The organism is Nocardioides panaciterrulae, assembly GCF_013409645.1.
GTDB lineage: Bacteria > Actinomycetota > Actinomycetes > Propionibacteriales > Nocardioidaceae > Nocardioides > Nocardioides panaciterrulae.
Genome location: NZ_JACCBG010000001.1, coordinates 3,555,175 through 3,579,424 on the forward strand (window position 1 = coordinate 3,555,175; position 24,250 = coordinate 3,579,424).

Consider the following 24,250-nt stretch of genomic DNA (forward strand, 5'->3'; position numbering starts at 1 on the left):
ACACTGAGGGGGTCGGTTTCGGGCGGCGTCGCCCGGGAGGGCGGTGGTCAGGATGCGGCGGCTCCAGGCGTGGCTGGCCACGGACCGGGGACGGCGGACCGGCCTCGCGGCCGCGGTGGCGCTCGCGGTGCTCGCGGTGGCGTTCGGCCGGCTGGCCGGCCTGGACCCGAGCGTGCGCGGCCCCGGGATCGTCGGGCTCGAGCTCGCGGGCGTCCCTGGCGTCTGGACCGGCCGCTGACGTTCCGGACCGACCGCGACTGCCTGGTCCAGCCCGACCGGGTCGGCTGGCCGATCCTCGCGTGGCTGGTCGTCGGCGTGACAGCAGCAACCCCCACCGACCACGGACACCACCCCCGGCGCTAAGGAGAGGGGCACACCCGCGCCCTTCTCCTTAGCGCGCGGGGGGTGGTGTCCCCCGGGCGCTACTTGGGGGGCATCCGGATGCCGCCGTCGACGCGGACGGTCTCGCCGTTCATGTAGGGGTTGCGCAGGCACTCCAGCACCATCGAGGCGAGCTCCTCGGGCTGCCCGAGCCGCTTGGGGAACAGCACGCTCTCGCCGAGCTTGGCCTTGAACGCCTCGGCGTCGCCGCCGAAGTCGTAGATCGGGGTGTCGATCAGCCCGGGCGCGACGGTGTTGAGCCGGATCGCGGCGGCGGACAGGTCGCGGGCCACCGGCAGGGTGAGGCCGACCAGGCCGCCCTTGGAGGCGGAGTACGCCGCCTGCCCGATCTGGCCGTCGAACGCCGCGACGCTGGCGATGTTGACGATCGCGCCACGCTCGCCGCTCTCGGTGGGCTCGAGCCGGCTCATCTCGGTGGCCGCGACGCGGATCGCGTCGAAGCTGCCGACCAGGTTGATCGCGATCACCTTGCGGAACGCGTCGAGGTCGTGCGCGGAGTCGACCTCGCCGTCCCGGCCGATGGTGCGCTGGGCCCAGCCGATGCCGGCCGAGTTCACCAGGACCCGCAGCGGGCCGAGCTCGCTCGCCCGGCGTACCGCCGCCTTGATCTGCTCGGTGTCGGTCACGTCGACGCTGACGAAGACGCCGCCGATCTCCTTGGCCAGCGCCTCGCCCTTGTCGGCCTGCAGGTCGGCCACGACCACCGTCGCGCCGGCCGCGGCGAGCTGGCGGGCGACGGCCGCGCCGATGCCCGACGCCGCCCCGGTCACGATCGCTGATGCTCCGTTGAAGTCCATGGGGCCGCAGCATAGGGAACGGGTTGGGGGCCCCGGCACGACAGGTCAGAGCGCGGTGGTCCCGGCGGCCACCACCACGGCCGGGCCGGTGAGCAGCACCCGGTCCTCCGGGGTCCAGGTGACCGTGAGCGTGCCGCCGGGCACGTCCACCCGGTAGGCCAGCTCCGAGCGCGGCGCCGCGCCCTCGTCGACCGCTCGGTCGGCCAGCGCGGTCGCGACCATCACCGCGCCGGCGCCGGTGCCGCACGAGCGGGTCTCCCCCGACCCGCGCTCGTGCACCCGCATCGCGACGTGCCGCTCGGCGCGGCGGACGACGAACTCGACGTTGACGCCGTGCGGGTAAGTCTCCGTGTCGTACGTCGGCTCCTCGAGCAGCCGGCCGGCGTCCTCGAGCGCGTCGACGAACGCCACCGCGTGCGGGTTGCCCATGTCGACGTGCCGGGCCGGCCAGCTGTGCAGCCCGACGCCGACCACGGTCTGGCCGAGCACCTTCGGGGCGCCCAGGTCGGTGGTCACCAGGTCGCCGGCGACCGTCAGCACCTTCACGCCCGCGCGGGTCGCGACCGGGATCGGGGCGTCCCCGTCGACGAGGCCCGCGTCCACGAGGTGGCGGGCGAAGACCCGGCTGCCGTTGCCGCACATCTCGGCCGGCGACCCGTCGGCGTTGCGGTAGTCCATGAACCACTCGGCGTCCTGGCCGTGGATCAGCGCCGCGTCGGGCCCGTCGTACGACGCGGTCCGGATGATCCGCAGCACCCCGTCGCCGCCGAGGCCGGCGCGGCGGTCGCACAGCGCCCGTACCCGGGCGGCGTCGAGCGGCCCGTGCACCGAGCCGTCGGGGTCGGGCAGCAGCACGAAGTCGTTCTCGGTGCCGTGGCCCTTGAGGAACGGGTAGCCGGCGGTGGCTTCAGGCAGAGATCCGGTCGCGAGGGCGGTCACGCCTCCACGGTATCGGCACGGGCGCCGGGCGGACGTCGTACGACGGGGCCGCCCCGCCCACGACCGGACCGGATGACGGTGCCGGCGCTGCCCGCGCAGCCCCGCTCGGCCCCGCTCAGTCGCCGCGGTAGGGACCCCCGACGTCGTAGCGCACGCACGCGAAGTCGCCGTTGCGCGCCACCTCGGTGAGCCGGAGGTCGAACGGCCGGGGCAGCAGCGGCCGCCCGGCGCCGAGCGTGACCGGCGCGAGCTGCACGCACAGCTCGTCGAGCAGCCCCGCCTCGGCGAAGTCGGCGGCCAGGTCGCCGCCGCCGACCACCCACAGGTCCTTGCCGCCCGCGGCCGCCACCATCGCCGCGTGCACCGGTCGCACGTCGCCGCGGGCGAACCGGATGTCGGCCCCCTCCACCGGCGCCGGGTCGCGATGGGTCAGCACCCAGGTGGGCATCGGGTAGGGCCAGGCCTCGCCGCGGTCGACGTGGTGCGCGCGGATCCACGCGTACGTCGTCGCGCCCATCACCAGCGCCCCGATGCCCGCGATGAACGGCCCGTAGGCCATCGGCCCGGCCTCGTCGATGTGCTGCTTGAACAGCCAGTCCAGCGAGTCGTGCTCGTCGGCCAGGAAGCCGTCCAGCGTCGCCGCCGTGTAGTAGGTGGTCCGGGTCATCGGGTCTCCCTCCGTGGCAACGCCCACGCTAGGGCGCGGCACCGACAGCCGGCGCGCCCGGCGCGCTCGGCACGGCGGGCGCGCCCAGCGCGGCCACCGCGGCGAGCGCCCGTTCGACCCGGTCCGGGGCGTCGAAGGGCACCCACACGATCCGCGGGTCCTTGCGGAACCACGAGTCCTGCCGGCGGGCGAACCGGCGGGTCGCCACGACGGTCCGCTCGCGCGCCTCGTCCAGCGTCAGGTCGCCGGCGAGGTGCGCCGCGACCTCGCGATAGCCGATCGCGCGGCCGGCGGTCCGGCCCTCGGCCAGCCCCTCGGCGAGCAGCCGCTCGACCTCGGCCACGAGGCCGTCGGCGAACATCTGGTCCACCCGCTGCGCGATCCGGGCGTCCAGCGTGGGCCGGTCGATGTCCAGCCCGACCTGGACGGTCGCGGCGTCGGCGTAGGCCATGGTCGGCAGCGAGGCGCTGAACGGCCGGCCGGTGATCTCGATGACCTCGAGGGCCCGGACCACCCGGCGGCCGTTCTCGGGCAGGATCCGGGCCGCCGCCTCGGGGTCGCGCCCGGCCAGCCGCCGGTGCAGGGTCGGCGCGCCGACCGCGGCCAGCTCCTCCTCGAGCCGGCTACGGACCGCCTCGTCGGTGCCCGGGAAGTCGAAGCGGTCCAGGATCGCGCGGGTGTAGAGCGCGGATCCGCCCACCAGCACCGGGACCTTGCCGGCCGCCCGCAGCGCCCCGATCACCGCCCGCGCCTGCTGCTGGAACTCCGCGACCGTGAGCGGGTCGCGCACCGTCAGCAGGTCGAGCAGGTGGTGCGGGATGCCCCGCCGCTCGGCGGGTGGGAGCTTGGCCGTGCCGACGTCCATGCCGCGGTAGACCTGCATCGCGTCGGTGTTGACGACCTCGCCGCCGAGCCGCTCCGCGAGGTCCAGCGAGAGCCCGGTCTTGCCGGACGCGGTCGCCCCGACGACGGCCACGACCGGCACGGCGGCGCGTCTCGTCGGCGCGGCGGTCCGGGGCTCGGGCATGTGGTTAGTGTGGCAGCAACGGGGTACACGACCGGTGCCAGCCACCGGGTCCGACCTATCGTGCCGGACCCTCGAACCAGGAGTGCCATGAGCTTCTTCAACAAGGCCAAGGACGCGCTCACCGACGCCGTGGACAAGCACGGCGACAAGATCGCCGACGGCATCGACAAGGCAGCCGAGGTGATCGACGACAGGACCGGTGGCAAGCACGCCGACCGGCTCGCCACCGGCGCCGCGAAGGCCAAGGACGCCCTGGACCGGCTCGACGGCAAGGACGACGACATGCCCGGCGGCGGCCGGCACCGCTCGGGCGGAGACGCCCGGTGACCGCGCCGATCCCCGAGGAGGAGGAGCAGCGCCCGTTGGGCGACGCCGTGCCGCCCGGCGAGCACGCCGGCGAGCTGCCCGACGAGGACGACGCCGCGGGCGGGTCGAGCGCCCAGGTGGAGAACGCCGAGAGCTCCGAGGACCAGCCCTCGCAGTGAGCCGGCCGCCGGACCGCGACGTCGCCCGGGACAACCCGGACACCATCCACAGCCAGGAGGACCGATGACCAGCGAAGTGCCCGAGGAGGAGCTCGCCGAGCAGGCCGTGCACGACGAGCCCGACCCCGAGGAGTACGAGGCCGAGGAGCGCGAGACCGCGGTCTCCGACGAGACCGGCACCGTCTACGACGTCGAGGGCGAGACCGAGACCACGCCACACGACGAGGAGATCGTCGAGGCCGAGCCGGAGTGAGCCCGCCCCTGGACCAGCCCGGGGGCCGGTTCGTGGTCGTGCCCGCGTCCTACGTCTTCCTGCTGCGCGACGGCGCCACCGGCCCGGAGGTGCTGCTGCAGCTGCGGCGCAACACCGGCTTCATGGACGACCACTGGGCCGCGGCCGCCGCGGGCCACGTGGAGCGGGGCGAGACGGCGTACGACGCCGCGCGCCGGGAGGCGCTCGAGGAGATCGACGTGCGCGACCTCGACCTGGCGTTCGTCACCGCGATGCAGCGCACCCGCGGCGGGGAGCCGATCGACGAGCGGATCGACTTCTTCTTCACCGCCCGCTCGTGGACCGGCGAGCCGCGGATCGTGGAGCCGGAGAAGTGCGCGGAGCTGCGCTGGTGCCCGCTCGAGGCGCTGCCGGACCCGGTCGTTCCGCACGAGCGGGCGGTGTTGGCGGAGCTCCGGCTGGGTACGACGCAGCCGTACACCACGTTCGGCTTCGAGGCCGGCAGCAGGGAGGGATCACCATGAGCGACCCGAGCGATCAGAACGAGCCCGGCGACCAGCCCGAGGCCGGTGACCAGCCCGATCAGGCCGGCGACCACGCCGACCAGGCCGAGGCCGAGGCCGGCGACCAGGCCGAGCACGGGGACCTCGGGCCGATGCCCGAGCCGCAGATCGAGCCCGGCGAGCCCGCGCCCGGCGGTGCCGACGCGGTCGGCGACGGGCCCCACGCGGGGACGGACACGCCGGACCTGTCTCTGCGCGACAACCCGGCGGTCGACGACGTCGCGCTCCCGGAGGAGATGAAGGAGGGCGAGGACACCTCGACCCAGGCCACCCGGGACGAGGAGCCGATGTCCGGGGAGCGGGAGTCGCCGGCATGAGCGAGGACCGCCCCACCGACTCGTCCCGGGACCCCGCAGTGGACCCGGCAGCAGATCCGAGTGTGGACACCGCAGCGGACCCGGCGGCGACCCCTGCCGGTGCCGACCTCTCCGAGGACACCGACCTGCGCGAGTCGACCCCGAACTCCTCCGGACCCCAGCGCGCCGCCGGCGGGATGGGCGTCAGCAGCGAGCGGGTGGGCCACGCCGGACCCGGCCAGAACGCCACCGACGGCCTGCGCGACACCTCGCCCCACGAGCGCGAGCCCGGCGAGACCGTCCCGCCCGAGCAGTCGACCGGCAACCCGGAGCCGAAGCCGGAGGGGCTCGCCCCGAAGGCCGGCTACCCCGACCGGGACCCGCGCTCCTCCACAGGCGACTGAACTGCCCCTTGCCGCGCCGGCGCCCGTCGGGGAGCGTGCTCGGTCGTGGGGATCGAGGAGCTGCTCGAGCGACAGTCGGGCGTGATCGGGCGGCTGCAGCTGCGCGCGGCCGGCTGGGACGAGCTCGACGTGGCGCGCACGGCCGAGCGGCGCGGGTGGCGGGCGCTGCACGAGGGCGTCTACCTCGCGTGCGGCGCGGCCCCCAGCTGGCTGCAGCGCAGCTGGGCGGCGGTGCTGCTGGCCTGGCCGGCGGCGCTGTGCCATCGCTCCGTGCTGCGCCTGGCCGACGGCCCGGGACGGCGCGACGGTGGGGACGCCGTCATCCACGTCGCGGTCGATCGCGACAGCCGGTTCGTGGCCCCGGCGGGGATCCGGGCGCACCGGCTGGACGGGCTGGGTGATCGCGTCCGGTGGGACCTGTCGCCCCCGCGGGTGCCCGTCGAGGACGCGCTGCTCGACGTCGCCGCCGAGCTCGCCGGCCGCACGGGGGACGGCCGGACGGGCGGCGGCCGGACGGGCGGCGGCCGGACGGGCGGCGGCCGGACGGACGACGCAGAGGTAGCGGCGCTCGCCTGGCTGGCCGACGCCGTGCGCTGCCGCCGCACGACTCCCGAGCGGCTGCACGACGCCCTCGCGCGCCTCGGCCCGGGCGCGGACCCGGGTCGGCGCGAGCTCCTGGCCGGGCTGCTGGCGGCCCTGACCGACCTGCCGACCCCCGCGGCCGAGGTCAGGCGGATCGAGGTCTCCGGACCGCGCTCGGCCTGACGTCCCGGGCCGCCCGGCCCGGAGCCGGAGCCGGGGGCACCGGGCGCGGGCCTCACCGGCAGGCGGGGGCCTCCGGCAGCGGCGCGGGCACGCCCACCGAGGGCATGCCGAGCGTGACGCCCGACGGCGCGGGCCGGGCCTGGCGGGCCTCCCACGCCTCGCCGGAGCGGGTCCGCCGGAGCGCGCGCACCGGCCCGTCGGCGACCAGGTGGTGCGGGGCGGCGTACGTGAGCTCGACGGTGACCATGTCGCCGGGCCGGACCCCGGAGCCGGCGTCGACCTGCGAGAAGTCGGCGGCGAAGTGCACGAGCCGGTTGTCCGGGGCGCGCCCGGAGAGCCGGTGGGTGGCAGCGTCCTTGCGGCCCTCCCCCTCGGCGACCATCAGCTCGACGGTGCGCCCGACCAGCGCCTTGTTCTCCTGCCAGGCGATCTCGTTGACGACCTCGACCAGCCGCTCGTAGCGGTCCTTGACCACGTCCGGCGGGATCTGGTCCTCGAGCACGGCGGCGGGGGTGCCGGGGCGCTTGGAGTACTGGAAGGTGAACGCCCCGGAGAACCGCGCGGCGCGGACCACCTCGAGGGTGTCCCGGAAGTCCTCCTCGGTCTCGCCGGGGAAGCCCACGATGATGTCGGTGGTGATCGCGGCGTGCGGGATCGCCGCGCGCACCCGCTCGATGATGCCGAGGAACCTCGACTGCCGGTAGGAGCGCCGCATCGCGCGCAGCACCCGGTCGGAGCCGGACTGCAGCGGCATGTGCAGCGAGGGCATCACGTTGGGCGTCTCGGCCATCGCCTCGATGACGTCGTCGGTGAACTCCGCGGGGTGCGGGGAGGTGAACCGGACCCGCTCCAGCCCCTCGACCTCGCCGCAGGCGCGCAGCAGCTTGGAGAACGCCTGCCGGTCCCCGAACTCCACGCCGTAGGCGTTGACGTTCTGGCCCAGCAGGGTGATCTCGGTGACGCCCTCGGCCACCAGCGCCCGGATCTCGGCGAGGATGTCGCCGGGCCGGCGGTCCTTCTCCTTGCCGCGCAGCGCCGGCACGATGCAGAACGTGCAGGTGTTGTTGCACCCGACCGAGACCGAGACCCAGGCGGCGTACGCCGACTCGCGCCGGGTCGGCAGCGTGGAGGGGAAGACGTCGAGGGACTCCAGGATCTCGACCTGGGCCTCCTCCTGCACCCGGGCCCGCTCCAGCAGCACCGGCAGCGAGCCGATGTTGTGGGTCCCGAACACCACGTCGACCCACGGGGCGCGGGTCGTGATCGTGTCGCGGTCCTTCTGCGCCAGGCAGCCGCCGACCGCGATCTGCATGCCCGGATGGGCGGCCTTGACCGGCGCCAGGTGCCCGAGGTTGCCGTAGAGCTTGTTGTCGGCGTTCTCACGCACCGCGCAGGTGTTGAACACGACCACGTCGGCCTGCTCCCCCGACGGCGCCGAGACGTAGCCGGCCTCCTCGAGCAGCCCGGTGAGCCGCTCGGAGTCGTGGACGTTCATCTGGCACCCGTAGGTGCGGACCTCGTAGGTGCGCGGGGCGGTCTCGGCGGTCTCAGGCGTGGCAGTCATGACCGCCCAAGGGTACGGCGGGCCGCGCGGCCCGTCGCAATCGCTCGGATGCCTCGAACCGCCTGCGCGGACGCCCCGGATGACCGAGGGTGGGGACACCATGAACGAGCTCCCCTCGGCACGGCCCGCCGATCCACCCTCCGGCCCACCCACCGGGCACGGCGCCGCGCGCCGTCTCGACCGCCGCCGGCTGCTCCTGGCCGGCGCCGGACTGGCGACCAGCTCCGCCCTGTTCTCGTTCGAGCCGGCGCACGCCGGCTCGGCGGTCACCAGGACCTTCCGCGGGGAGTTCACCGACCCGCACGGGCCCGACTGGCACTACGTGCCCTTCCACGTGCCGCGCGGGGTCCGCGCGATCGAGGTGGGCTACGACTACCACCCCACGTCGATCGGGCCGACCACGGTCAACGTGGTCGACATCGGGATCTTCGACCCGTCCGGGCACGCGCTCGGGGACGCGCGCGGCTTCCGCGGCTGGTCGGGCGGGGCCCGGCGGTCGTTCCGGATCAGCCGCGCCCACGCCACCCCCGGCTACCTGGCCGGTCCGATCACGCCGGGCCGCTGGGCGGTCGCGCTGGGGCCGTACCAGATCGTCGGGGCCGGTACGCCGTGGACGGTGCGGGTCACGCTGCACTTCGGCCCGCGCGGGCCGGGGTTCGTGCCGCAACCGGCGCCGACGGCCGTGCCGGGCAGCGGTCCGGGCTGGTACCGCGGCGACCTGCACGTGCACACCGTCCACTCCGACGGCCACCAGACCCAGGCCCAGGTGCTGGCGGACGCCCGGGCCGCGGGCCTGGACTTCCTCGGCAGCGCCGAGCACAACACCAGCTCGGCGCAGCGCACCTGGGGCCGTCACGTCCCCGCCGACTTCCTGGTCATCGCCGGGGAGGAGGTGACCACCCGGACCGGCCACTGGCTGGCGACCGGCCTCGAGCCGGGCACCTGGATCGACTGGCGCTACCGGCCCGCGGACGGGCAGCTCGGGCGGTTCGCCGACCGGGCCCGGGCCGCCGGCGGGCTCGCGATCGCCGCCCACCCCTTCCAGCTGGGGGCCGGGATCGGCTGGGAGTTCGGCGACGACTTCGCCGAGATGGACGCGGTCGAGGTCTGGAACGGGCCGTGGAGCGGCCTGAACCAGACCGCCAACGAGCGCGCCGTCCAGCGTTGGCACCAGCTGCTCACCGACGGGGTCTTCAAGCCGGCGGTCGGCAACTCCGACTCGCACGGCCACGAGCAGCGGATCGGGCTGGCCCAGACCGTCGTCCGGGCCGGGGCGCTCTCGGTCGAGGAGATCCTGGCCGGCTACCGCGGCGGCCACAGCTGGCTGGCGGAGTCCTCGGGGGTCGGGCTGGAGCTGACGGCGCGGCTCGGTGCGGTGACCGGCGGGTGCGGCGACCGGGTGCCGAGCGGTGAGGGCGACGCGGTCGCCGTACGCCTGCACGTCACCGGCCTCGACGACGGCTGCGTGGCCACGCTGCTCGGGCCCGGCCCCGGCGCCCCTCTCGCGACGGCGGCGGCGAGCGGCGGCGAGGCCCTGATCGAGACGACCGTGCCGGGCGGGACCGGGTTCGTCCGCGCCGAGGTGCGCCGCGGCACCACGCCGACCGCGCCGATGGTGGCGATGACCAATCCGGTCCTGCTCGGCGGCTCGGGGCCCCACCGCGCCTGAGGACCCGACCACCCGGGTGACGAGGCCCGAGCCGGCCAGCCCGGGTCACGGGCGCCGGGGACCGGAGTGGCACGCTGGCGGTCGTGGCCCGTCCCCCGCACCAGCAGAAGAAGCAGCGCAAGCCCAAGCCGAAGGCGGAGGCCCCGCCGCTGCTGCGGGTGAGCGGGCTGCGCCGTCGCTTCGGCGAGGTGGACGTGCTGGCCGGCTTCGACCTCGACGTGCGGGCCGGGGAGGCGGTGGCGCTGGTGGGCCGCAACGGCGCCGGCAAGTCGACGGTGCTGCGCTGCGTGACCGGCGCCGACAAGCCGACCGGCGGCACCATCGAGCTCGACGGCAAGCCGCTCGACGAGCGCTCCGAGCAGGTGCGCACCCACCTCGCGGTGGTGATGGACGACATGGACTTCTTCCCCGACCTCTCGGTCGTGGAGCACCTCGACCTGTTCGCGAAGGCGCACCGGGTGGCCGACGCGCAGGAGCTCGTCGACGAGGTGCTGCACGAGGTCGGGCTGATCGCGCAGGCCGGCCAGCTGCCCGGCACCCTGTCCTCGGGGCAGCGGCGCCGGCTGGCGCTGGCCAGCGCGTTCGTGCGGCCCCGGCAGCTGCTGGTCCTCGACGAGCCCGAGCAGCGGCTCGACCGCGCGGGCCTGGACTGGCTGGCCGGGCGCCTGGTCCAGGAGAAGGCGCAGGGGCTGGCCGTGCTGATGGCCAGCCACGCGACCGCGCTGGTCGAGGCGGTCGCCGACCGGGTCGTCGACGTCGGCGCCCACCGAGAGCCCGCCGGCAGGGAGGCATGAGCACGGAGGTCCGCGAGCTTCGCGCCGAGATCCGGCACTGGCGTCGCGGGCGCGCCACCGCCCGGCTCGTCGACGTGCTCAGCGACGCCTACGTGGCGCTGCTGGCGGTGGCGATGTTCGGCTCCGCCCTGGTCAACGTGGTGCTCAACGTGCGCCGCGCCGCCGGCGCGGCCTGTGTCGCGGCCGGCTGCCTGGAGGCGCGCACCGTGCTGCCCTGGGTCACCGGGGTGGCGGGCGTGGTGCTGGTGCTGGCGCTGGCGCGGCTCTTCGGGCCGGTCTTCGTCTCCCCCGCGGTCGACTCCTGGTTGATGACGGCCCCGGTCGACCGCGGCTCGGTGCTGCGGCCGCGGCTGCTCGGCGCCGTCGGCATCGCGCTGGTCGGCGGCGGGCTGGTCGCGGCCGGGGCGTCGGCGGTCGCGGCGTTCCCGGGCGCGGCGCTGCTGTCGTTCACGTTCTCGGCGGCGCTGCTGTCCGCGGTCGCGGTCTGCCTGGCGGCGCTGTCGCAGTCGGCCGGCGGCGTGGTCGCGCGGCTGCTGACCTGGGTGCTGGTGGCGGCGGTCTGGGGCGGGCTGCTGGTGCTCGCCCTCGGCCGCGCCCCGGTCGCCGACCCGCCGGTCGGCTCGCCCGCCTGGGTCACCGGCGTGCTCGTCGCCGCCGCGCTGACGCTGGCCCTGCTCGCGCTGGCGGTGCGCCGGCTGCCGCGGCTGCGGCGCCGGGACGTCGCGGCCGGCGGGGCGCTGGCCCCCGGGGTCTCCGGGGCCCTGGCCAGCCTCGACCTGGCGCTGGCCTTCGACGTGGTCGTCGCCCACCGCTGGACCGGCCACGGGTCGGTCCGCCCGCGGCGCGGCGGCCCGTCGGGCGCGGCCGCCCTGGTCTGGCTCGACCTGACCCGGGTGCGGCGCAGCCCGCAGACCGTGCTGCTGCTCGTGGCGGCCGTCGTGGTGCCCTACGCCACCGAGACCGCCGGCGGCGGCCGGGTGGTGGTGCTGGTCGCCGCGCTCACCGGCTTCCTGACCGGGCTGCCGCTGCTCACCGGCGTGCGGGCGCTCACCCGGACCCCGAGCATCGCCCGGGCGATGCCGTTCCCCGCGGCCACCACCCGGATGGCCACGCTGGCCGTGCCCGCCGGCCTGCTCGCGGCGTACGGCCTCGCGACGGCCGGCGCGCTCGACGGGTCGCTCGGCGTCGACCCCGGGCACGCGGTCGTCTTCGGGGTGGTCGTCGGCGCCGCGGCGCTGGCCGCGGCGACCCGGTGGGTGACCGGGCGGCCGCCCGACTACAGCAAGCCGCTGGTCACGACCCCGGCCGGGGCGGTGCCGACCAACCTCTACGGCAGCGCGGCCCGCGGCTTCGACGTGCTGGTGCTGACCACCGCGCCGGTGCTGATCTCGCCGACCGGCAAGGGCGCGGTGATCTCGCTGCTGTTCAGCCTCGGCGTGCTGGGCTACCTGGTCGGGCGCGAGTAGCCGCTACTTCCGCGGGGTCACCCAGAGCCGGATCACGCCCTCGACCACCACGGTGCCGTCGCCGCGGACGCCCCGGACGCGGACCGGCACCTCGCCGCCCGCGTCGGGAACCCGGGTCCAGTGCTCGGGGTCGGTCTCGGCGACGCAGGTGATGTCGGTGGTCGCCTTGGCGGTGTAGCCGACCTCCATGCCCTTGGGGATCCAGCGCTTGTCCGCGGGGATCGTGGCCTCGGCCAGCGCGCCCATCGCGGCCTCGAGGCCGTTGCACAGCGCGATCGCGTGCACGGTCTTGAGGTGGTTGTGCACGCCGCGGCGCTTGGGGATCACCAGCTCGGCCCGGTGCGGCCGGATCTCGGTGAACCGCGGCCGGATCGTGGCGAAGTACGGCGCCTTCTGGGCGAAGAGGATCGAGAAGATGCGCTTGCCCTGGGGCAGCGGGCTGACCTTCTCCCACAGGGTGAGGACCTGGCTCATGCCGCGCATGCTACCGATGGGTAACCGTGCCGCACCGTGACCCGCACCACGTCGAGCAGGGCGCCGGCGGTCGTCGCGGCCTACCAGGGCGGACTGGTCCGGCCCGGTCGGTCCTGACGCGCGCCCGCTCGGTGGGCGGTGACTCAGCCACCGTTCCCGGGCCGGACTCGGTGCACAGCTCACCGCCACCCGCGGGTGTCAGGCGGGAGCGAGCACCTCGACCCGGTTGCCGTGGCCGTCGAAGGTGTGGAAGCGCTGGTGGCCGGCGAAAGTGGTCCGCTGGCTCCAGTCGACCGCGTGCCCGGCGCCGGCGAGCCGGTCGGCGGTGGCCTCGAGCTCGGCGACCGAGTCGAGCACGAACGCCGGATGGGCCTTGCGGGCCGGCGCGAACGGCTCCTCGACGCCGACGTGGACCTCGGCGGCGACCGACCCGGCGGCGTCGTACGCGCGAAACCACGCGCCGCCGCGGGCGCGCAGGTCGGCCGGCTTCTCGACCTCGGTCAGGCCGAGCCCGTCGGCGTAGAACCGGCGGGCGGCGTCCTCGCCGCCGGGCGGGCAGGCCACCTGGACGTGGTGCAGCTTCATGACGCTCCTCTCGGGGTGGGTGCGGCTCAGGCGGGGATGCGGGCGACGACGAAGATCCGGCGGAACGGCAGGACCACGCCGCACTCCCGCTGCGGGTAGGCCGCGTGCAGCCGCCGCTTGAACTCCGCCTCGAACGCCGGGCGCAGGTCCTCGGGCAGCGCCTGCAGGGTGGGCCGGGCGCTGGTGCCGGAGACCCAGGTGAAGACCGGGTCCGCGCCGGTGAGCACGTGCAGGTAGGTCGTCTCCCAGGCGTCGACCTCGCAGCCCAGCCGGGTCAGCGCGTCGAGGTAGACCGCGGGGTCGTGGCTGGACGGGGCGGCGACGCCCGCGGTGTGCGGCGCGTACGGCGGCTCGGCGGCCAGGTCGCGGCGGATCGTGTGGCTCGGCTCGTCGAAGTTGCCGGGCACCTGGAAGGCCAGCCAGCCGCCGGGGGTGACACGGCCGGCCAGCGCCGGCAGCAGGTCGAGGTGCCCGGGCACCCACTGGAGGGTGGCGTTGGAGACGAGCACGTCGACGTCGCGGGCGCCGCGCACCGCCCAGTCGCGCAGGTCGGCGACGTCGAAGGCGATCCGGCTCTCGGCGGCGCGCGCCCTCGCGATCATCTCGGGGCTGGCGTCGAGGCCGGTGACCGCGGCGTCCGGCCAGCGCTCGGCCAGCAGCCCGGTCAGGTTGCCCGGCCCGCAGCCGAGGTCGACCACGGCACCGGGCGCCTCGGCGCGGACGCGGGCCAGCAGCTCCACGAACGGCCGGCCGCGCTCGTCGGCATAGGTGAGGTACCGCTCCGGGTCCCAGGTGTGGGTCATCTGCCGCTCCTCGGTTTATCTTGACATCAAGACACTTTCATCGTGACGCGAAGAATTCTCGATGTCAAGATTCTCGACCGGATGGTTAGGATGGCGTCATGAGGGACGAGGTCGACGAGCTGGTCGAGTCCTGGGCCCGCGAGCGCTCCGACCTGGACCTGGCGCCGGTCGCGGTGTTCAGCCGGATCTCCCGGCTCGCCCGGCACCTCGACCTGGCCCGCCGCGAGGCGTTCACCGCCCACGGGATCGAGTCGTGGGAGTTCGACGTGCTGGCCGCGCTCCGGCGCGCGGGGGCGCCGTACGAGCTCTCGCCGGGCCGGCTGCTGCGCGAGACGCTGGTGACCAGCGGGACCATGACCAACCGCGTCGACCGGCTCGCCGCGCGCGGGTTCGTGGAGCGCTACCCCGACCCCGAGGACCGCCGCGGCGTGATCGTCCGGCTCACCGCGGAGGGCAAGACCGCGGTCGACGGCGCGTTCACCGCGCTGCTCGACGCCGAGCGCGCCCTGCTCCAGGACCTCCCCGCGCGGGACCAGGACGCCCTCGCCGACCTGCTGCGCACCCTGCTCGCACCCTTCTCCTGACCGGCGACCGCCCCCGGTCCCCCGGAGGGTGCCGCCGCCCCGGACGAGTCCTGGGGAGGGCCGGTCGCCGGTCCTCAGGACCGCGCGGGCAGCACGCAGAGCTCGTTGCCGGACGGGTCGGCGAAAATCCGCCACGGCAGCGCCGCCCCCTCCGAGGGCAGCTCGCGGCCGCCGCGGGCGGCGATGCCGGCCGCGACATCGTCCGGGTCGTCGCCGGTCTCGAGCCGGATGTCGAGGTGCATCCGGTTCTTGGTCGGCCCCTTGGGGGCGGCCTCGGGGCGCAGCTCGAGCAGCGGACCGCGCCGCGACGGATGGCGCAGGGACCTGGGCGCGACACCGGCGACGTCGGTCCAGCCGGTCAGCCAGGACCAGAACTCCGCCGCCCGGTCCGGCTCGGCGCAGTCGAGCGAGAGCGCCGCCAGGGGCCCGGTGCCGGCGTACGCCGCCCGGTCCTCCAGCACGCAGCACGGGTGGCCCTCCGGGTCGGCGAGCACCACCCCGGGCACCTCGCGCCGGTCGAGGTCGCGCGGGTCGAGGTCGAGGCGGCGCGCGCCCAGCCCGAGCAGCCGCTCGACCTCCTGGTCCTGGCGGGCCCCGCCGCGGAGGTCCAGGTGCAGCCTCTGCGGCGCCGGCGGCGGCTCGGGGACCCGCTGGAGGCACAGGTCCAGCACCGGGCCGCCCTCGACGGCGAGCCGGGTCTCGAACCCGTCCGGCTCGTCGGTCAGGCGCTCGCCGCCGAGCACCGCCTCCCAGAAGCGGCCCAGCCGCTGCGGCTCGCGGGCGTCGATGACGACGTTCTCCAGGTACACGTCCCCACCGTAGGCCCCCAGCCGACCGCCGGCCGACGGGCGCTCCCGCGGCGCGAGCCGACCGACGCAGGCGGCCCGGTCACTCCAGGAGGTCGGCGGCCTCCAGCCACTCCATCTCGAGCTCGTCCTTCTCAGTGGCGAGCGCGTTGAGCCGGGTGCTGAGCTCGGCGAGCTTCTCGTAGTCCTGGGCGTGCTCGAGGACCTGGGCGTTCAGCGCGGCCTCCTGCTCGGCGATCCGGGCCAGCTGCCGGTCGATGCGGGCGATCTCCTTGCGGGCGGACCGCTCCTCGGCACTGCCGGCCTTCGCCTTGGGCGGCGTCGCGGCGGCCGGCGACCCGTCGTACTGCCCCGAAGTGCCCGCTCGCACCTCCGAGAGTGCCTCCGACTGCCCGCTCGGCGCGCTGGGAGTCGACGCGAGTGCCGCCTCGCGCTCGCGCTCCTGCACGCTGCGCCGTTCCAGGTACTCGTCGACGCCGCGGGGCAGCATCGAGATCTGGCCGTCGCCGAGCAGCGCCCACACCGAGTCGGTGACCCGCTCGAGGAAGTAGCGGTCGTGGGAGACCACGACCAGGGTGCCGGGCCAGCCGTCCAGGAAGTCCTCGAGCACGTTGAGCGTCTCGATGTCGAGGTCGTTGGTGGGCTCGTCGAGGAGCAGCACGTTCGGCTCGGTCAGCAGCAGCCGCAGCAGCTGGAACCGGCGGCGTTCGCCGCCGGAGAGGTCGCCGATCCGGGCCGTGAGCCGGTCGCCGGTGAAGCCGAACCGCTCCAGCAGCGCGGTCGCGGTCACCTCGCCGTCGGCGGTGCGGGTGACCCGGCGGATCGACTCGACCGTGGGCAGCACCCGGCCCGCGGGGTCGAGGTCGTCGAGCTGCTGGGTGAGGTGCTGCAGCGCCACCGTGCGCCCCTGCTTGACCCGGCCCGCCGAGGGCGGGAGCGTGCCCGCGATCAACGAGAGCACCGAGGTCTTGCCGGCGCCGTTGACGCCGACGATGCCGATCCGGTCGCCGGGGCCGATCCGCCAGGTCGCGTGGGAGAGCAGCTGCCGCTCCCCCTCGCCCGGGGTCCCGCGCACCAGGTCGACGTCCTCGACGTCGATCACGTCCTTGCCGAGCCGCTGGGTGGCGAAGCGCTGCAGCTCCATCGGGTCCCGCGGCGGCGGCACGTCCTCGATCAGCTGGTTGGCCGCGTCGATGCGGAACTTCGGCTTCGAGGTCCGGGCCGGGGCGCCGCGACGCAGCCACGCCAGCTCCTTGCGGACCAGGTTCTGCCGGCGCACCTCCGAGGCCGCGGCCTGCCGCTGCCGCTCGGCCTTGGCGAGCACGAACGCGGCGTAGCCGCCCTCGTAGGCGTCCACCACGCCGTCGTGGACCTCCCAGGTCCACTGGCACACCGCGTCGAGGAACCACCGGTCGTGGGTGACCACGACCAGCGCCGAGGACCGCTGCACCAGGTGGCGGGCCAGCCAGTCCACCGCCTCGACGTCGAGGTGGTTGGTGGGCTCGTCGAGCACGACCAGGTCGTGCTCGCCGAGCAGCAGCGCGGCCAGCGAGCAGCGGCGCCGCTCCCCGCCGGAGAGCCCGACCACGGCCCGGTCCAGCGAGACCCCGGCGAGCAGCACCTCGACGACCTCGCGGGTGCGCGGGTCGGCCGCCCACTCGTGGTCGGAGCGACCGGCGAGCACCGCCTCGCGGACGGTGTGGGTGTCGTCGAGCTCGTCGCCCTGGTGCAGGTAGCCGATCAGCAGGCCGCGGGACCGGGAGACGCGGCCGGTGTCGGGCTCCTCGAGCCCGGTCATGACCTCCAGCAGCGTGGTCTTGCCGTCGCCGTTGCGGCCGACGATCCCGATCCGGTCCCCCGCGGCGACGCCGAGGGAGACATCGGTGAGCAGCGGTCGGACGCCGTACGCCTTGGAGACCCGCTCGAGGTTGACGAGGTTAGCCATGGGCGGCCAGCCCTTCCACGACATGGGCGCCGGCCACCGGGCCGTGCGCGACGAGTACGACGGGCTCCGCGCCCGTCGCGGGATCGGGGACCCGCAGGGCGGCCGCGACCGCGCGCGCGTGCTCGCCGGACCCGCACAGGAACACGCAGGTCGGGCCGGAGCCGGAGACCAGCCCGCGCAGCGCGCCCTCGGCCTCCCCCCGCGCGATCCGGTCCGCGAGGTCGGGGCGCAGGTCGAACGCCGGCGCCTGCAGGTCGTTGTGCAAGGTGGCGGCCAGCCGCGCCGGGTCGCCGGAGTCCAGCGCCGCGAGCAGCGCGTCGGCCGGCGGCGGCTCCGGCGAGGCGTCGGGGTGCAACTCGTCGAAGTGCCGGTAGACCGCGGGCGTGGACATCCCCCGGGCGCTGAGCGCGAGCACCCACCACCACGAGCCGTGGTCGGCGACCGGGGTGACGATCTCACCGCGTCCGGTGCCGACGGCGGTGCCGCCGAGCAGCGCGAACGGCACGTCGCTGCCGAGCTCGGCGGCGATCGCGAGCAGGTCGTCGTCGCAGGTCTCCAGCCCCCAGAGCCGGTCCAGGGCCACCAGCGCGGCCGCGGCATCGGCGGAGCCGCCGGCCATGCCGCCGGCGACCGGGATCGCCTTGGTGATGTGCACGGCGGCGCCGTGGTCGGCGCGGGCCAGGCCGTGATGGGCGGCGAGCAGGTCGGCGGCCCGGTCGACGATGTTGTCGCCGGCCAGCGGCACCTCGTGGGCGGCGACGTGGTCGTCGACGGTGAGGCCGAGCCGCCAGGCCTCCGCGGGCGCGGCGGCGAGGTCGTCGTAGAGGCTCACCGCCTGGTAGACGGTCAGCAGCGGGTGCATGCCGTCGGGGCGCACGCCGCCGACGCCGAGGTGCAGGTTGATCTTCGCGGGCGCACGCACGGTGAGCCCGGTGTTCCGGCGGCTCACGCGTCGGCCTCCCGGGAGGCCGCGGCGGGCGCGGCTGCCGCGAGCCCCTCGGCGATCCGCACGAAGTCGTCGACCGCCAGCGACTCCCCGCGGGCGAGCGGGTCGATGCCGGCGCCCTCCAGCGCGGCGGTCGCCGCCTCGGCCGAGCCGGCCAGCTCGCGCAGCGCCCCGCGCAGCCCCTTGCGGCGGTGGGCGAACGCCGCGTCGACGACCGCGAACACCTGCGCGCGGGTGGCGGTGGTCGCCGGCGGCTCGCGCCGGGTCCAGGCGACCAGCCCGGAGTCGACGTTGGGCGCCGGCCAGAACACGTTGCGCCCGATCGCGCCGGCGCGCCGCACGTCGGCGAACCAGGCGGCCTTGACCGACGGCACGCCGTACACCTTGGAGCCGGGGCCGGCGGCCAGCCGGTCGGCCACCTCGGCCTGCACCATGACCAGGCCGCGCTCGAGCGAGGGCAGCAGCGTCAGCATGTGCAGCAGCACCGGGACCGAGACGTTGTAGGGCAGGTTCGCGACCAGCGCGGTCGGCGCCGGCCCGGGGACCGCGGCCACCCGCAGCGCGTCGGCGAGCACGACCTCGAACCGGTCGGCGTGGTCCGGCGCATGCTCGGCGATCGTGGCCGGCAGCCGGGAGGCGAGGACCGCGTCGACCTCGATCGCCACGACCCGCCCGGCGACCTCGAGCAGCGCGAGCGTCAGCGAGCCGAGCCCGGGCCCGATCTCGACGACGACGTCGTCGGCGGTGACGCCGGACTCGCGCACGATCCGGCGGACCGTGTTGGGGTCGATGACGAAGTTCTGGCCGCGCTGCTTGGTCGGCCGGAGGTCGAGCTCGGCGGCGAGCCGACGCACCTCCGCCGGCCCGAGCAGCCTCGGACCGGCGGAGGTGTCAGACATGCGACCCAGCCTAGTTGCGGCTCCGCGGGTCAGGCGCGGGCCCCACAGACCGGCCAGGCGCCGTAGCCACCGGAGGCGGCGCGCACCTTCTCCGCAATGGAGATCTGGTACTCCCGGCTGGTGAGGTCCGGCCGGCTGACGCCGCCGTAGGCGCGCCAGGTGCTGAGGTTGAACTGCAGCCCGCCGTAGTAGCCGTTGCCGGTGTTCGCGGCCCAGTTGCCGCCGGACTCGCACGCGGCGATCCGGTCCCAGGCGCTCCCGCCGGAGGCGTAGTTCGCGGCGGGGGCGGGCGTCGGCTGCGGCGCCGGCGCCTTGGTGCCGACCTCGACGACCTCGTCGACGGGGTCGCGCAGCACCTGCTGGCTCACCACCTTGCGGGTGGCCAGGTCGCCGTTGCGGTAGACCAGCTGGTAGGTCACGTTGCGCAGCCCGGCGCGGCCGGAGCGCGCGACCCGGGTCTTGCCCTGGGCCAGCGAGGAGTCGTCGCGGTGGATCGTGTCGTAGCCGATCGACTCGCCGTGCACCTGCTTCTTCACGACCCGGACGTCGGTGAACACGATGCGGTCGCCGTCGGTGACCTCGTGGTGCTTGCCGGGGCTGGTCCGGTCGTCCTTGTCGACCTTGACGCCCATCTGCTTCAGGGCGTCCGCGACGGTGACCGCGGTGAGCTGGCGGCGCACCGGCTTCTTGTCGCCGACCTTCACGGTCAGCTTCTTGGGCGTCACCACGTCGAGCTTGAGGCCCCCGCGATCGATGGACCCGCCACGACTCAGGGACAGGTCGGCCCCGGTGAAGCTGCGGCCGATCTGGTTCAGGGCGCCGCCGACGGTCGTCGCATTGACCCAGTAGGTGTGCTGCTTGCCGTCCACCTCGAGCTTGAGCGGTCGGCCGAACCGCACCGAGATCTCGCTGCCGTCGTCGACCTGCTGACCGAGGGCGGGGGCGACCATGTCGTGGTTGTCGACGTGGATGCCCTGGGCGTCGAGGACGTCACCGACGGTGTCGCCGCTCGCGGTCACCTGCTGGGTCTGGCCGTCGAGGGAGAGGGTGACCGTCTTGCCCATGTGGGCGTAGCCGATGGTGGTGCCGGCGACGGCCAGCACGGCGACGGTCGAGACGCCGACCAGGGCGGCACGGCTCCTGGCCCACGCGGGGAGGGAGGTCAGTCGGGACTGCTTGCTGTTGTCACTGCTCGGCACGATTCTCCGGGGGTCGTACGGTCCGGTCCTCGGGTTGCCAGCGCGCAGCGCACACGATTGCCACCGGGGGGTGGCGGGTGCATGCAGGGGATGGACGCCCGCAATGGGGGGCGCCCGGGCGGGGCTGTCGCTGCGTCGCGACGACCACCGGCACTGGTCAGATCGTTCCCGATCCCGGCCATCAGTAACGAAACGTTAACGAGATCCGCGGCGCGGTCAAAGTCCTCCTCCCCCAAATGGCCCAGACGTGACCAGGCTCTCGGGGACCAAATACCCGGTAGGGAGGGCCTTCCGTGGTAGCCGGGACTACCAGGCGCCGCCGAACGCCGCCTCGGTGTTGGCGTCCACCGCGGCGCACAGCGCGGCCAGGTCCTCGCCCCGCACCTCGGCCATCGCGCGCATGGTCAGCGGCACCAGGTAGGAGGCGTTCGGGCGACCCCGGAACGGGCTCGGCGTGAGGTAGGGCGCGTCAGTCTCGACCAGCACCCGGTCGCGGGGCGCGAGCACCAGCGCGTCCCGGATGACCTGCGCGTTCTTGAACGTGACGGTGCCGGCGAACGACAGCCACGCCCCCCGGTCCAGGCACCGCCGGGCGACGTCGGCGTCCCCGGAGAAGCAGTGCATCACCCAGCGCTCCGGGGCGCCCTCCTCGTCCAGGACGCGCAGCACCTCCTCGTGGGCGTCGCGGTCGTGGATCACCAGCGTCTTGTCCAGCCGCTTGGCCAGGTCGATGTGCCGGCGGAACGACGCCACCTGGGCGGCCCGGCCGTCCTCGCCGGTGCGGAAGTGGTCCAGACCGGTCTCGCCGACGGCTCGGACCTTCGGATGCGCGCCGGCCAGCCGCTCGATCTCGGCCAGCGCCTCCTCCAGGGTGCCCGCGGCGGCGTGCCGGGGGGCCTCGTTGGGATGCAGCGCGACGCCGGCGACCAGGGCGTCGTACGCCGCAGCTGCGTCGACCGCCCAGCGGGCGCCGGGCAGGTCGCAGCCGATCTGCACGATCCGCGGCACGCCCACCCGGGCGGCCGCCGCGATCGCCTCGTCGGTGGTGAACCAGTCCCCGGGGTCGTCGGCGTCGGCGATGTCGAGGTGGCAGTGGTTGTCCACCACCGGGTGCGGCAGCGGCTCGGGCGCCGGCGGGCGCTCGCGGTCGCGCCGGCTGCCGGTCTTCTCCTCGGTGGCCGCCCGGGTGCGGGTGGGACGCTCAGGGGGCACGGTCACCGGTCCGCCTCGGGCGCTTCGGGCGTCTCGGGCGCTTCGGGCGTCTCGGGGCCGACCGAGCGGATCCGCGCCAGCACCGCGGCCGCCAGCCGCTCCGGCTCCTCGGTGGGGATCCAGTGGGAGACGCCCTCGAGGACCTCCAGCGCGTACGGCGCGTGCACGAACTGCGGGGTCAGGTCCACGCCCTTGCGGGCGATCGCCACGTCGCCGTCGCTCCACACCAGCGTCGTGGGGACCCGCACCGTCACCCCGCCCGGCATCGCGTCGCCGCCGCCGAGGAACTGGGCGCGGTACCAGCCCAGCGCGCCCGGCAGCGCGCCGTACTCCACGATCTCGCGCCGGAACCGGGCCAGCGCCGCGTCGTCCATGCCGCCGCGGCGCAGGAACGTCTCGAGCGGGCCGCCGGGCCGGGCCAGCGCCTCGGGGAGCAGCGGCAGCTGGAAGAGGTACATGTACCAGGAGTCCAGGCCCTGCCGGGAGCTCAGCATGGCCTTCTGGAAGGCCACCGGGTGGGGCACCGAGACGGCGGTCAGCGACCGGACGTCGCGGCTGCGGGCGGCGACCAGCCAGGCGACGGCCGCGCCCCAGTCGTGGCCGACCAGGTGCACCGGCCGGCCGACCGCGTCGATCAGCGCCTGCACGTCGGCGGCGAGGTGGCCGGTGCGGTAGTCGCGGCGCCGGCGCGGCCGCGCGCCCGGGGAGTAGCCGCGCTGGTCGGGCGCGAGCGTGCGCAGGCCCTGCTCGTGCAGCAGCGGGACCACCGCGTCCCAGCAGCTGGCGCGCTCGGGGAAGCCGTGCAGCAGCACCACCGGGTCGCCGTCCAGCGGCCCGCTGTCGCGGACGTCGAAGGTGAGCCCGTCGTGGGTGTAGGTCTCGATGCGGCCGTTCTGTCCGGTCATGCGCGTCCTCCGTGGACCAGGTTGTAGACCTCACGCTTCGGCACGCCGGCCCGCTTGGCCACCTCGACCACCGCCTCCTTGCGGCTGGTGCCGGCGGCCTCGAGCTCGGCCACGGCGGCCAGCAGGCTGTCCGGGTCGGTGTCCAGGTCCGCCCGCGGGGGCGCACCGGAGACCACGATCGTGACCTCCCCGCGCACGCCCTCGGCCGCCCACGTGACGAGGTCGTCGAGCGGACCCCGGCGTACCTCCTCGTGGGTCTTGGTGAGCTCGCGGCAGACCGCGGCCGGCCGGTCGCCGCCGAGCGCCTCGGCCATCGCCGCCAGCGCGGCCTGGGTGCGGTGCGGGGCCTCGAAGAAGACCATGGTCCGCTCCTCCTCCGCGAGCGCGGCCAGCCGCCGGGACCGCTCGCCGGCCTTGCGCGGCAGGAACCCCTCGAAGCAGAACCGGTCCACCGGCAGGCCCGAGACGGCCAGCGCGGTCAGCACGGCCGAGGGGCCGGGCACCGCGGTGACGGGTACGTCGGCCTCGACCGCGGCCGCGACCAGCCGGTAGCCGGGGTCGGACACGCTGGGCATCCCGGCGTCGGTCACCAGCAGCACCCGCTCGCCGGCCAGCAGCGCCTCGAGCAGCGCGGGGGTGCGCGCGGACTCGTTGCCCTCGAAGTACGACACGACCCGGCCTGCGACGCTCACGCCGAGGTCGCTGGTGAGCCGCTTGAGCCGGCGGGTGTCCTCGGCCGCGACCACGTCGGCGGTCGCGAGCTCCTCGGCCAGTCGCGGCGGCGCGTCCGCGACCCGGCCGATCGGGGTCGCGGCGAGCACCAGCGTGCCGGGGCCGTCGGAGGTCGGGGTCACGCCCCGATCATCGCAGGCGCCCCCGGTTCCGCCCGGGTCGGTGTCAGCTCGACGGCGGCACCAGCGAGTAGGTCCCGATCACCGGGAAGTGGTCGGAGTGCTCGACGTCGTAGGCGACCTCGCAGCGGTCCGCGGGCCCCTGCGACCAGATCTGGTCGATCTACTGCGGGCCGTGGGTGCCCCGGCCGGCGGTGCCGCAGTCGCGCCACATCGAGACCATCCCGAGCGCCGCGAGGCGCGCGAACGGCATCGCCTCGTCGTGCCAGCGCGCGTCGGCGGCGTAGCCGATGTTGAAGTCGCCGAGGACGAAGACCCGTCCGGTGGCGCGCTCGGCCTCGACCAGCGCCGCGAGGCTCCTGACCTCGTCGCGGTAGAAGCCGAACATCAGCGGCCGGTCGTGCCGGCGGCGACCGGCGGTGGTGGCCCCGGCGAGCAGGTGTACGTCGATGACCGTGACCTCCTGGTCGGTGGCGAGGTGCTGCAGGTGCACGACCGTCGCGTACTGGTCGTCGAGGTCGTGGCCCTTGGCCGGCTTCTCGTCGCCGATGTGGCGCCCGTGCGCGAGCAGGGCGCCGTACCCGTCGAGGAGGTCGAACGCCGCGGACCGCCACACCACGGGGTTGGCGCCGGCCTCCCGGGGGCGGAAGCAGCCCCAGCCGGGCCGGTCGGCGAGCCAGGCCTGGCGGCCGCGGCGCGCGATCTCCTGCAGGCCGGCCACGTCGACCCGCGGCAGCAGCGCCGCGACCCCGCCGGTGAAGTCGGCGTCCCGGACACCGGCGCGGATGTTGTAGGTGCCGACCCGGACCGGCACGCCGGACGAGCCGCTGCCGTCGGCGGCAGCACCCTCCGGGGCCGGACCCAGCACCATGAGGACAAGTAGACCCGAGAGGGGCGAGCGCGGGCCGGGTCATCGGTCGAGCGGCCCGGCTGAGCGGCCCGGCTGAGCGCTGGCGCCGGGCACGCCACGA

The 24,250-nt window shown here is 75.4% G+C and carries 29 protein-coding genes; 12 read left to right on the plus strand and 17 right to left on the minus strand.

The window, feature by feature from the left end; genetic code table 11:
* Window positions 1–52 precede the first annotated feature (52 nt).
* Entirely contained in the window at window positions 53–238 is a 186-nt protein-coding gene (locus tag BJZ21_RS16900; RefSeq protein ID WP_179664823.1) for a hypothetical protein, read from the plus strand.
* Window positions 239–422: 184 nt separating this feature from the next.
* On the opposite strand, the gene BJZ21_RS16905 is transcribed toward BJZ21_RS16900, so the two are convergent.
* The 4 genes from BJZ21_RS16905 to miaA form a co-directional block, all read right to left on the minus strand.
* Window positions 423–1,199 carry an SDR family NAD(P)-dependent oxidoreductase gene (locus BJZ21_RS16905; protein ID WP_179664824.1) on the minus strand — a complete coding sequence of 259 codons (777 nt, stop codon included), beginning with the start codon at window positions 1,197–1,199 and terminating at the stop codon, window positions 423–425.
* A 45-nt stretch (window positions 1,200–1,244) separates the two neighbouring features.
* Entirely contained in the window at window positions 1,245–2,138 is an 894-nt protein-coding gene (gene dapF / locus BJZ21_RS16910) for a diaminopimelate epimerase (protein WP_343052187.1), read from the minus strand.
* Window positions 2,139–2,253: 115 nt separating this feature from the next.
* The gene (locus tag BJZ21_RS16915) at window positions 2,254–2,805 is read right to left on the minus strand and encodes a dihydrofolate reductase family protein (protein ID WP_179664825.1); all 552 of its coding nucleotides are present in this window, start codon (window positions 2,803–2,805) and stop codon (window positions 2,254–2,256) included.
* Window positions 2,806–2,833: 28 nt separating this feature from the next.
* Window positions 2,834–3,832, minus strand: coding sequence for a tRNA (adenosine(37)-N6)-dimethylallyltransferase MiaA (gene miaA / locus BJZ21_RS16920; RefSeq protein ID WP_179664826.1), 999 nt, complete (start codon window positions 3,830–3,832; stop codon window positions 2,834–2,836).
* A gap of 87 nt (window positions 3,833–3,919) precedes the next feature.
* Here miaA and BJZ21_RS16925 point away from each other — a divergent pair, with 87 nt between their 5' ends.
* The 7 genes from BJZ21_RS16925 (at window position 3,920) to BJZ21_RS16955 (ending at window position 6,577) form a co-directional block, all read left to right on the plus strand.
* Window positions 3,920–4,159 carry an antitoxin gene (locus BJZ21_RS16925; protein ID WP_179664827.1) on the plus strand — a complete coding sequence of 80 codons (240 nt, stop codon included), beginning with the start codon at window positions 3,920–3,922 and terminating at the stop codon, window positions 4,157–4,159.
* A complete protein-coding gene (locus tag BJZ21_RS16930) occupies window positions 4,156–4,317 on the plus strand; it encodes a hypothetical protein (RefSeq protein ID WP_179664828.1) in 162 nt (53 codons plus the stop codon). The genes BJZ21_RS16925 and BJZ21_RS16930 overlap by 4 nt, the downstream gene beginning before the upstream one ends.
* A gap of 64 nt (window positions 4,318–4,381) precedes the next feature.
* The gene (locus BJZ21_RS16935; protein ID WP_179664829.1) at window positions 4,382–4,570 is read left to right on the plus strand and encodes a hypothetical protein; all 189 of its coding nucleotides are present in this window, start codon (window positions 4,382–4,384) and stop codon (window positions 4,568–4,570) included.
* On the plus strand, window positions 4,567–5,073 hold the full coding sequence (locus tag BJZ21_RS16940; protein ID WP_343052188.1) for an NUDIX hydrolase: 507 nt from the start codon (window positions 4,567–4,569) through the stop codon (window positions 5,071–5,073). The genes BJZ21_RS16935 and BJZ21_RS16940 overlap by 4 nt, the downstream gene beginning before the upstream one ends.
* The gene (locus BJZ21_RS16945) at window positions 5,070–5,429 is read left to right on the plus strand and encodes a hypothetical protein (RefSeq protein ID WP_179664830.1); all 360 of its coding nucleotides are present in this window, start codon (window positions 5,070–5,072) and stop codon (window positions 5,427–5,429) included. The genes BJZ21_RS16940 and BJZ21_RS16945 overlap by 4 nt, the downstream gene beginning before the upstream one ends.
* 62 nt (window positions 5,430–5,491) lie before the next feature.
* On the plus strand, window positions 5,492–5,812 hold the full coding sequence (locus BJZ21_RS16950) for a hypothetical protein (RefSeq protein ID WP_179664831.1): 321 nt from the start codon (window positions 5,492–5,494) through the stop codon (window positions 5,810–5,812).
* A gap of 45 nt (window positions 5,813–5,857) precedes the next feature.
* On the plus strand, window positions 5,858–6,577 hold the full coding sequence (locus BJZ21_RS16955; RefSeq protein ID WP_179664832.1) for a hypothetical protein: 720 nt from the start codon (window positions 5,858–5,860) through the stop codon (window positions 6,575–6,577).
* A gap of 52 nt (window positions 6,578–6,629) precedes the next feature.
* Here the strand turns inward: BJZ21_RS16955 and miaB are convergent, their stop codons facing one another.
* Window positions 6,630–8,141 carry a tRNA (N6-isopentenyl adenosine(37)-C2)-methylthiotransferase MiaB gene (gene miaB / locus BJZ21_RS16960; protein ID WP_179664833.1) on the minus strand — a complete coding sequence of 504 codons (1,512 nt, stop codon included), beginning with the start codon at window positions 8,139–8,141 and terminating at the stop codon, window positions 6,630–6,632.
* A 100-nt stretch (window positions 8,142–8,241) separates the two neighbouring features.
* Between miaB and BJZ21_RS16965 the strand changes: the two genes are divergently transcribed.
* The 3 genes from BJZ21_RS16965 (at window position 8,242) to BJZ21_RS16975 (ending at window position 12,070) form a co-directional block, all read left to right on the plus strand.
* Window positions 8,242–9,810, plus strand: coding sequence for a CehA/McbA family metallohydrolase (locus BJZ21_RS16965; RefSeq protein ID WP_179664834.1), 1,569 nt, complete (start codon window positions 8,242–8,244; stop codon window positions 9,808–9,810).
* A gap of 83 nt (window positions 9,811–9,893) precedes the next feature.
* Window positions 9,894–10,604 carry an ABC transporter ATP-binding protein gene (locus BJZ21_RS16970; RefSeq protein ID WP_425490525.1) on the plus strand — a complete coding sequence of 237 codons (711 nt, stop codon included), beginning with the start codon at window positions 9,894–9,896 and terminating at the stop codon, window positions 10,602–10,604.
* Complete coding sequence (locus BJZ21_RS16975; protein WP_179664835.1) at window positions 10,601–12,070, plus strand: DUF6297 family protein; 1,470 nt, start codon at window positions 10,601–10,603, stop codon at window positions 12,068–12,070. The genes BJZ21_RS16970 and BJZ21_RS16975 overlap by 4 nt, the downstream gene beginning before the upstream one ends.
* A gap of 3 nt (window positions 12,071–12,073) precedes the next feature.
* On the opposite strand, the gene BJZ21_RS16980 is transcribed toward BJZ21_RS16975, so the two are convergent.
* From BJZ21_RS16980 to BJZ21_RS16990, 3 genes are all read right to left on the minus strand, one after another.
* Window positions 12,074–12,544 carry a hotdog fold domain-containing protein gene (locus BJZ21_RS16980; RefSeq protein WP_179664836.1) on the minus strand — a complete coding sequence of 157 codons (471 nt, stop codon included), beginning with the start codon at window positions 12,542–12,544 and terminating at the stop codon, window positions 12,074–12,076.
* 198 nt (window positions 12,545–12,742) lie between these two features.
* Window positions 12,743–13,129 (minus strand): VOC family protein, encoded by a 387-nt coding sequence (locus BJZ21_RS16985; protein ID WP_179664837.1) that lies wholly within the window; start codon window positions 13,127–13,129, stop codon window positions 12,743–12,745.
* 26 nt (window positions 13,130–13,155) lie between these two features.
* Window positions 13,156–13,932, minus strand: coding sequence for a trans-aconitate 2-methyltransferase (locus BJZ21_RS16990; RefSeq protein WP_179664838.1), 777 nt, complete (start codon window positions 13,930–13,932; stop codon window positions 13,156–13,158).
* 98 nt (window positions 13,933–14,030) lie between these two features.
* Between BJZ21_RS16990 and BJZ21_RS16995 the strand changes: the two genes are divergently transcribed.
* Window positions 14,031–14,516 carry a MarR family winged helix-turn-helix transcriptional regulator gene (locus BJZ21_RS16995; RefSeq protein WP_179664839.1) on the plus strand — a complete coding sequence of 162 codons (486 nt, stop codon included), beginning with the start codon at window positions 14,031–14,033 and terminating at the stop codon, window positions 14,514–14,516.
* A gap of 74 nt (window positions 14,517–14,590) precedes the next feature.
* On the opposite strand, the gene BJZ21_RS17000 is transcribed toward BJZ21_RS16995, so the two are convergent.
* The 9 genes from BJZ21_RS17000 to BJZ21_RS17040 form a co-directional block, all read right to left on the minus strand.
* Window positions 14,591–15,325, minus strand: a complete 735-nt coding sequence (locus BJZ21_RS17000) for a VOC family protein (RefSeq protein ID WP_179664840.1) — start codon at window positions 15,323–15,325, stop codon at window positions 14,591–14,593.
* A 79-nt stretch (window positions 15,326–15,404) separates the two neighbouring features.
* A complete protein-coding gene (locus tag BJZ21_RS17005; RefSeq protein WP_179664841.1) occupies window positions 15,405–17,267 on the minus strand; it encodes an ABC-F family ATP-binding cassette domain-containing protein in 1,863 nt (620 codons plus the stop codon).
* A complete protein-coding gene (locus BJZ21_RS17010; RefSeq protein WP_179664842.1) occupies window positions 17,260–18,216 on the minus strand; it encodes a 4-(cytidine 5'-diphospho)-2-C-methyl-D-erythritol kinase in 957 nt (318 codons plus the stop codon). The genes BJZ21_RS17005 and BJZ21_RS17010 overlap by 8 nt, the downstream gene beginning before the upstream one ends.
* A complete protein-coding gene (rsmA, locus tag BJZ21_RS17015; RefSeq protein WP_179664843.1) occupies window positions 18,213–19,112 on the minus strand; it encodes a 16S rRNA (adenine(1518)-N(6)/adenine(1519)-N(6))-dimethyltransferase RsmA in 900 nt (299 codons plus the stop codon). Before rsmA ends, BJZ21_RS17010 begins: the two co-directional genes overlap by 4 nt.
* Window positions 19,113–19,141: 29 nt before the next feature.
* Window positions 19,142–20,311, minus strand: a complete 1,170-nt coding sequence (locus BJZ21_RS21520; RefSeq protein ID WP_343052189.1) for a resuscitation-promoting factor — start codon at window positions 20,309–20,311, stop codon at window positions 19,142–19,144.
* 306 nt (window positions 20,312–20,617) lie between these two features.
* A complete protein-coding gene (locus tag BJZ21_RS17025) occupies window positions 20,618–21,529 on the minus strand; it encodes a TatD family hydrolase (RefSeq protein ID WP_179664844.1) in 912 nt (303 codons plus the stop codon).
* A complete protein-coding gene (locus BJZ21_RS17030) occupies window positions 21,526–22,428 on the minus strand; it encodes an alpha/beta fold hydrolase (protein ID WP_179664845.1) in 903 nt (300 codons plus the stop codon). Before BJZ21_RS17030 ends, BJZ21_RS17025 begins: the two co-directional genes overlap by 4 nt.
* Window positions 22,425–23,282, minus strand: a complete 858-nt coding sequence (gene rsmI, locus BJZ21_RS17035) for a 16S rRNA (cytidine(1402)-2'-O)-methyltransferase (RefSeq protein ID WP_179664846.1) — start codon at window positions 23,280–23,282, stop codon at window positions 22,425–22,427. The genes BJZ21_RS17030 and rsmI overlap by 4 nt, the downstream gene beginning before the upstream one ends.
* Window positions 23,283–23,442: 160 nt before the next feature.
* Window positions 23,443–24,150 carry an endonuclease/exonuclease/phosphatase family protein gene (locus tag BJZ21_RS17040; protein ID WP_179664847.1) on the minus strand — a complete coding sequence of 236 codons (708 nt, stop codon included), beginning with the start codon at window positions 24,148–24,150 and terminating at the stop codon, window positions 23,443–23,445.
* Between the last annotated feature and the right edge of the window lie 100 nt (window positions 24,151–24,250).